This window comes from Marinobacter halodurans (genome assembly GCF_004327985.1).
GTDB lineage: Bacteria > Pseudomonadota > Gammaproteobacteria > Pseudomonadales > Oleiphilaceae > Marinobacter_A > Marinobacter_A halodurans.
The window spans coordinates 1-6009 of record NZ_SJDL01000073.1 but is presented as its reverse complement, the minus strand read 5'-3'; the positions used below and the strand labels follow the sequence as shown (position 1 = coordinate 6009).

The following is a 6009-nucleotide window of genomic DNA, read 5'->3' as shown; positions in this document are numbered from 1 at the left end:
TGAGTATCAAACGCCCGATGAGGTGTACTACGGGCAACCGATAGCCTTGGCTAGCCTGAGCCAGGGAAACAACCGGATCATAGCTTAGTGACACCATCAGGTTGTCCAACTGATCGGGTCCACCTCACTACCCGGTTGGGCACGCCTCCTTTCGGGCTTAGCAGACCTTGCCCCCCGGCTTTTTTGAGAGATTCGTTCAACGCTGAGTCGGAAAACTTGGCCACCCCGGATTCCTGCCTCCCAAAACGTATTCCGAGCGGAACCATCTCGGGATTCGGATTTGTCATAAATTCATCGGCGTGGGTCAGCTTGAGACCACCCCGCATAAAGGGGTTGCCTGCTCTTAAGAGTTCCAGCGGGATCAAAATAGTGTCGATGTGCTTGTAGACTGGGGCTTTGGCCATTTCCTGAAGCACGATGCGCTGAGTCATTTCGTAAAACTCGCTGCTCACCTCAGCCACCAACTGCCCGACGGATGTATACGAGGCTTGCACCCACTGTGTCAGCGTGTCGTCTTCAAGCGTGGGAATATTCTCGACCACCTTGGCGTGTTGCTTACGGCTTATTGCATAGTGCTCTCGCAGTGCTTCCGGAACCTCGGATTCATCAATCGACATCGTCTGAAGACGCTGTAGCAAGGACGCCCTTAAATGGCCAGAGCCATCATTTTTCCCATCAGCCGCTGACTCGCTAGTAGCGCTACCAGAGGTCGCGTCTTCTGATGAAGCCACGAGGAATTTCGAGAGCCCCTCGTCGCCCTTGGCAAGGCTCTTCACGAAATCGCTCCCGTGATCAGCCCGGTAGGCCTCCGTTTTCTTTGCGGCGGAGCCAGCGAGGCGATCAAAGTTGAAAACTGACGTGTCGAGATGAACCAGGCACTGATTCAGGGTGTGCTGACCGATCAGGTACCTCAAGCCGTTCAACGCGAACAGATCGTTGAACGTTGCAACCCCATCCGTAGATTTGAGGACACGAACGCGTCTTTCTACTAGGTCGTAAAAGCGCTCCCGACTGACCACGTTTCCGAACAGGCCCTTTTGCTCCTCCATATGTACCCCGGGCGCTTCCAGATAAAAGAGGTACCCATTGTCGGTTGGCTCACTATATAGAATGCTTTCCCTGGTTCTCGAAATATCCAGCGGAAATATGCGCCAGAGCTTGACCATACCCGGCCCCAAATTGGCCGGCGACCGCATTTCCACCATCCGCAGGTGAGACTCGACCACCAGCGGATCCTGATTCTCGAACAACTTGAGTGCTAGTAGCTCGCGTAAACCGTCTTCTCGGCCATGATGTTTGGCCGACCCAGGGTGCTTAGCGCTCGGACCCTGTTGTGCATCTCCCGTTCACAGGCCTTGAACGTGTCGTCGTCCATATCGCGCCAGTAGCGTTCCGGACGGCTGGTTTTACGGTCGTGCTCGGCTGTCACCGGGTCCAGGTGGCGGTAGGCTTCCCAGATCGGGATGTCGGGCAAGGGCTGGGTCACGTCCATGTAGTTTTGTACGAAGTCCCAAAGGGCGTAGCAGGGTTCGGGCATGCTGGTCGCTCCACCGACAGCCCCCACACCTGCTTCGCATTTGCTGTAACGATGGAACAGATGGAGACGGTTCAGTATCCCGGCCCGGTCGCCACGGGTACTGACCCAAGCGTCAAATTCCACGAAAGGTGCCTTGAAGACTTTTGGCTCTCCACGGGGAATGAAGGGGAGTTTCGGAGGGTAAGTCCAAACCGTGACCATGCCAGTCCGGCGGTTAAGCTCCCATAAAGGGCCCTTTCCGGCCTTTAGGAACCAACCTAAGAAAAGCTTTCCTAGAGTCCATGATGTAAGCCAAATGCCAATAGGTATCCCAAACACTAAAACTGCCGATACCCATTCCTCATTTATCAAACTCTGCCAATAGTTTTCTTTTGATGTAAAAAACGATCCGATGATCAGCGTCAATATCATCAAAGGGCCAAAAATAAGGACCGTTAATCTGGAAAAAATTTCTGTTAGATTTAGGACTTGAAAGCGCTTGGCTAAAGGCGCGTATCGAAAACACTCATGATCCATCCGCCCCTGATAGCCAGTGCCCTCCAGGGGATCCCCATGCTCTTCATGCCAACGCAGTAGTTTTGGGGGGGCCTTCGCGAAAAGAATAATGGGTACAACCGGTTCCGTATGTCCCCACGGCAAGCGCGCGGTACCAAAACGCCCCAGTGCGGATTGGTTGTGGTCCTCATGTTGGGGAGGTTGCTCCGGTATCTGATCCGGTCGATACGCGGTATCGGCATAATAACCCGTTGTCTGCCTCTGCATTTCCACAACACTATCCACGTTGAACCACCTTTTCATCAAACCAGAAAACCCTGTCCGTTTCGGAGAAATCGGGCTTGGTATGTTCTTCATTGTTTTTATCGTACGTTAATGAAGAGTCCGGCAAGGGCGCAGGGAAAACCATCAGGTCGTCCTTCTTGCCAATGCGGATCTGGACACGGGCGCTCCACGAGTACTTCACGATCTCCCGACTGACCACGTTTCCGAACAGGCCCTTTTGCTCCTCCATATGCACCCCGGGCGCTTCCAGATAAAAAAGGTATCCATTGTCGGTTGGCTCGCTGTAAAGAATGCTTTCCCTGGTCCTTGGAATATCCAGCGGAAATAGTCGCCAGAGCGTGACCATACCCGGCCCCAAATTGGCCGGCGACCGCATTTCCACCATCCGCAGGTGAGATTCGATTACCAGCGGATCCTGATTCTCGAACAACTTGAGTGCTAGTAGCTCGCGTAGACCGTCTTCTCGGCCATGATGTTTGGCCGGCTCAGGGTGCGCAGTGCGTGGACTCGATAGTGCATCTCGCGCTCGCAGGCCTTGAAGGTGTCGTCGTCCATATCGCGCCAGTAGCGTTCCGGACGATTTTCGGTGTCTGGATAGTAGCCGGGGCATTTCAATCCACCCTGTTCATTGCGGTACTTGTGCGGTGATAACGGTCAGGCCGTCGCATGTCCCCTGGCGTCGGCCGGCGGTTCGGCCAGCCAGCGTTCTACCGGGCCCATTTGCGTGAACTTCGCCCCGCGGCGATAGGCGTCCGCCAGGCGGCGGTTGAGTTCTGTCAGCTCATCGGAGGGCTGCGCCCATTCGGCTTCCGGCAGCGATTCGGACCAGGCCTCGAGCTCCTCCGGTATCGCCCTGGGCATCAGCTTGTTCACCCGGCGCTCGGTGATCACGTGCGCCAGGTAGCGTTGGAAGAACCCATCCTTGACCTTCTTCCACAGCCAGGCTCCGGCACTCAGTTCCTGCCGGGCCTGTCGGCATCGCGCCTTGTAGGCCGCCAGGGTTTCGTAGTCCCGGGGATCGGGGCACGCCTCGGGGCCCTCGTCCATGTAGGCCCGGATACACTCCCACTGGGCCAGGCCCACCGTCTCGTGGCCCACGTTGATAGCGGCGGCGGCCTTGGCCGTGCCCGGGTTGTCCGGGTCCGGCACCGCCAGGGTCAGGTGGCTGGCGCTGGCCAGCATCGTCGGTGCGGTGGTTTCCTGTTTCTGGATAAAGGCGACCAACTGCTCCCATGGGTAAAAGAGGTAGGTCAGCCGGGGCTGGCTGCGGATCTTGAGGACAATCCCAGTCACCAGATAGGGCACAAGGGTGAAAAGGCTGATGCCGAAGGCGATAGCAATCAGTTCACGCATCTCAACTGAGCCACGGCCATATGGCTCTTCGCTCCACCAGGTCACTAGCCAGCCAAGAATGCCAAACGTATAGAAGCCGTAAATGGCGATAAACGTTGAATCTTTCCATAGAGGATAATTGAAATCGCGCCCCCCAACCCAATGGGGAATCGCAACAGCCCGCTTCTGCCGGTGCAGCCGGATCGGCGCATCGTTCTTGACAGCATGATTGGTCATCAGGTGAGGCACGAGACCGAAAGGCAGTGTGCAAAAAATATTGCCGACAACCATGACCACTATTGGATCCGGATCCCAAATTCCCTGGAGGGTCAGCTTACTGAGTGTCATGGCAACACCTGTAGCTGTTACCAGAACCGCCAGACTCAAAAACATCAACGAGAACTCCGCCGCCATCAGCAGGTCCCCGCCCTGCAAGTCCATCCAGGTTGCGTTCTTGCGGCGGATCCAGTTCATGGCATCGCTGGCTTGGGCGCCGGTCTTCACCGGCCTGGGGCTCAGGGCCAGCAGATCCCCGTCGGCGGCGTGCCGGCGCTCGCCGGCTTCCAGGGCGTGTTCGGTCATGCTCTATCCTCGGTTGCAAGTGGCGACAGCGGCTGGATCGCCAGGGGTGCCAGACGCCGATCCGGCTCATCCAGCGGCTCGATCGCCTGCCAGTGTGTCGTTTCGTTGGCGGCTACCGACGGCGTGTTGCCCCGCTCCCCCAGCACCAGATGGAAGTGCTTCCCCGGCAGCCACTGGGCGGTGCCGTCCGGCTTGTAGCGCAAGACGACGTAGAGGGCCTCGATGGCCGCCAGTTCGCTCGGCAGCAGGTGGACTTCAAAGGCGGCCATGCCGCACCCATTTCCCATGACGGCTACAAGGTCAGGCGGTCGCATGCCCCCTGGCGTCGGCCGGCGGTTCGGCCAGCCAGCGTTCTACCGGGCCCATTTGCGTGAACTTCGCCCCGCGGCGATAGGCGTCCGCCAGGCGGCGGTTGAGTTCTGTCAGCTCATCGGAGGGCTGCGCCCATTCGGCTTCCGGCAGCGATTCGGACCAGGCCTCGAGCTCCTCCGGTATCGCCCTGGGCATCAGCTTGTTCACCCGGCGCTCGGTGATCACGTGCGCCAGGTAGCGTTGGAAGAACCCATCCTTGACCTTCTTCCACAGCCAGGCTCCGGCACTCAGTTCCTGCCGGGCCTGTCGGCATCGCGCCTTGTAGGCCGCCAGGGTTTCGTAGTCCCGGGGATCGGGGCACGCCTCGGGGCCCTCGTCCATGTAGGCCCGGATACACTCCCACTGGGCCAGGCCCACCGTCTCGTGGCCCACGTTGATAGCGGCGGCGGCCTTGGCCGTGCCCGGGTTGTCCGGGTCCGGCACCGCCAGGGTCAGGTGGCTGGCGCTGGCCAGCATCGTCGGTGCGGTGGTTTCCTGTTTCTGGATAAAGGCGACCAACTGCTCCCATGGGTAAAAGAGGTAGGTCAGCCGGGGCTGGCTGCGGATCTTGAGGACAATCCCAGTCACCAGATAGGGCACAAGGGTGAAAAGGCTGATGCCGAAGGCGATAGCAATCAGTTCACGCATCTCAACTGAGCCACGGCCATATGGCTCTTCGCTCCACCAGGTCACTAGCCAGCCAAGAATGCCAAACGTATAGAAGCCGTAAATGGCGATAAACGTTGAATCTTTCCATAGAGGATAATTGAAATCGCGCCCCCCAACCCAATGGGGAATCGCAACAGCCCGCTTCTGCCGGTGCAGCCGGATCGGCGCATCGTTCTTGACAGCATGATTGGTCATCAGGTGAGGCACGAGACCGAAAGGCAGTGTGCAAAAAATATTGCCGACAACCATGACCACTATTGGATCCGGATCCCAAATTCCCTGGAGGGTCAGCTTACTGAGTGTCATGGCAACACCTGTAGCTGTTACCAGAACCGCCAGACTCAAAAACATCAACGAGAACTCCGCCGCCATCAGCAGGTCCCCGCCCTGCAAGTCCATCCAGGTTGCGTTCTTGCGGCGGATCCAGTTCATGGCATCGCTGGCTTGGGCGCCGGTCTTCACCGGCCTGGGGCTCAGGGCCAGCAGATCCCCGTCGGCGGCGTGCCGGCGCTCGCCGGCTTCCAGGGCGTGTTCGGTCATGCTCTATCCTCGGTTGCAAGTGGCGACAGCGGCTGGATCGCCAGGGGTGCCAGACGCCGATCCGGCTCATCCAGCGGCTCGATCGCCTGCCAGTGTGTCGTTTCGTTGGCGGCTACCGACGGCGTGTTGCCCCGCTCCCCCAGCACCAGATGGAAGTGCTTCCCCGGCAGCCACTGGGCGGTGCCGTCCGGCTTGTAGCGCAAGACGACGTAGAGGGC

8 protein-coding genes are annotated in these 6009 nt (G+C 58.5%); all 8 read right to left on the bottom strand.

Features of this window, described 5'->3' with window-relative positions; genetic code table 11:
* Positions 1-77: 77 nt before the first annotated feature.
* Positions 78-1250, bottom strand: coding sequence for a hypothetical protein (locus tag EZI54_RS22895; protein ID WP_131484187.1), 1173 nt, complete (start codon positions 1248-1250; stop codon positions 78-80).
* A gap of 8 nt (positions 1251-1258) precedes the next feature.
* Complete coding sequence (locus EZI54_RS22890) at positions 1259-1537, bottom strand: hypothetical protein (protein ID WP_131484186.1); 279 nt, start codon at positions 1535-1537, stop codon at positions 1259-1261.
* 772 nt (positions 1538-2309) lie between these two features.
* Positions 2310-2747 carry a hypothetical protein gene (locus EZI54_RS22885; RefSeq protein WP_131484185.1) on the bottom strand — a complete coding sequence of 146 codons (438 nt, stop codon included), beginning with the start codon at positions 2745-2747 and terminating at the stop codon, positions 2310-2312.
* Between the two features lie 8 nt (positions 2748-2755).
* Positions 2756-2932 carry a hypothetical protein gene (locus EZI54_RS24640; RefSeq protein WP_165495854.1) on the bottom strand — a complete coding sequence of 59 codons (177 nt, stop codon included), beginning with the start codon at positions 2930-2932 and terminating at the stop codon, positions 2756-2758.
* A 39-nt stretch (positions 2933-2971) separates the two neighbouring features.
* Positions 2972-4231, bottom strand: a complete 1260-nt coding sequence (locus tag EZI54_RS22880) for a hypothetical protein (RefSeq protein ID WP_131484183.1) — start codon at positions 4229-4231, stop codon at positions 2972-2974.
* Entirely contained in the window at positions 4228-4500 is a 273-nt protein-coding gene (locus EZI54_RS22875) for a hypothetical protein (RefSeq protein WP_131484184.1), read from the bottom strand. The genes EZI54_RS22880 and EZI54_RS22875 overlap by 4 nt, the downstream gene beginning before the upstream one ends.
* 31 nt (positions 4501-4531) lie before the next feature.
* Positions 4532-5791 (bottom strand): hypothetical protein, encoded by a 1260-nt coding sequence (locus EZI54_RS22870; protein ID WP_131484183.1) that lies wholly within the window; start codon positions 5789-5791, stop codon positions 4532-4534.
* The coding region (locus tag EZI54_RS24635; RefSeq protein ID WP_165495853.1) for a hypothetical protein at positions 5788-6009 on the bottom strand (222 nt) is incomplete at its 5' end. The genes EZI54_RS22870 and EZI54_RS24635, both read right to left, overlap by 4 nt.

Excerpts from the sequence above, each read along its gene's own strand:
- EZI54_RS22890 (WP_131484186.1), bottom strand. The coding sequence starts at position 1,537 with ATGCCCGAACCCTGCTACGCCCTTTGGGACTTCGTACAAAACTACATG.
- EZI54_RS22880 (WP_131484183.1), bottom strand. The coding sequence starts at position 4,231 with ATGACCGAACACGCCCTGGAAGCCGGCGAGCGCCGGCACGCCGCCGAC.
- EZI54_RS22875 (WP_131484184.1), bottom strand. The coding sequence starts at position 4,500 with ATGGCCGCCTTTGAAGTCCACCTGCTGCCGAGCGAACTGGCGGCCATC.
- EZI54_RS22870 (WP_131484183.1), bottom strand. The coding sequence starts at position 5,791 with ATGACCGAACACGCCCTGGAAGCCGGCGAGCGCCGGCACGCCGCCGAC.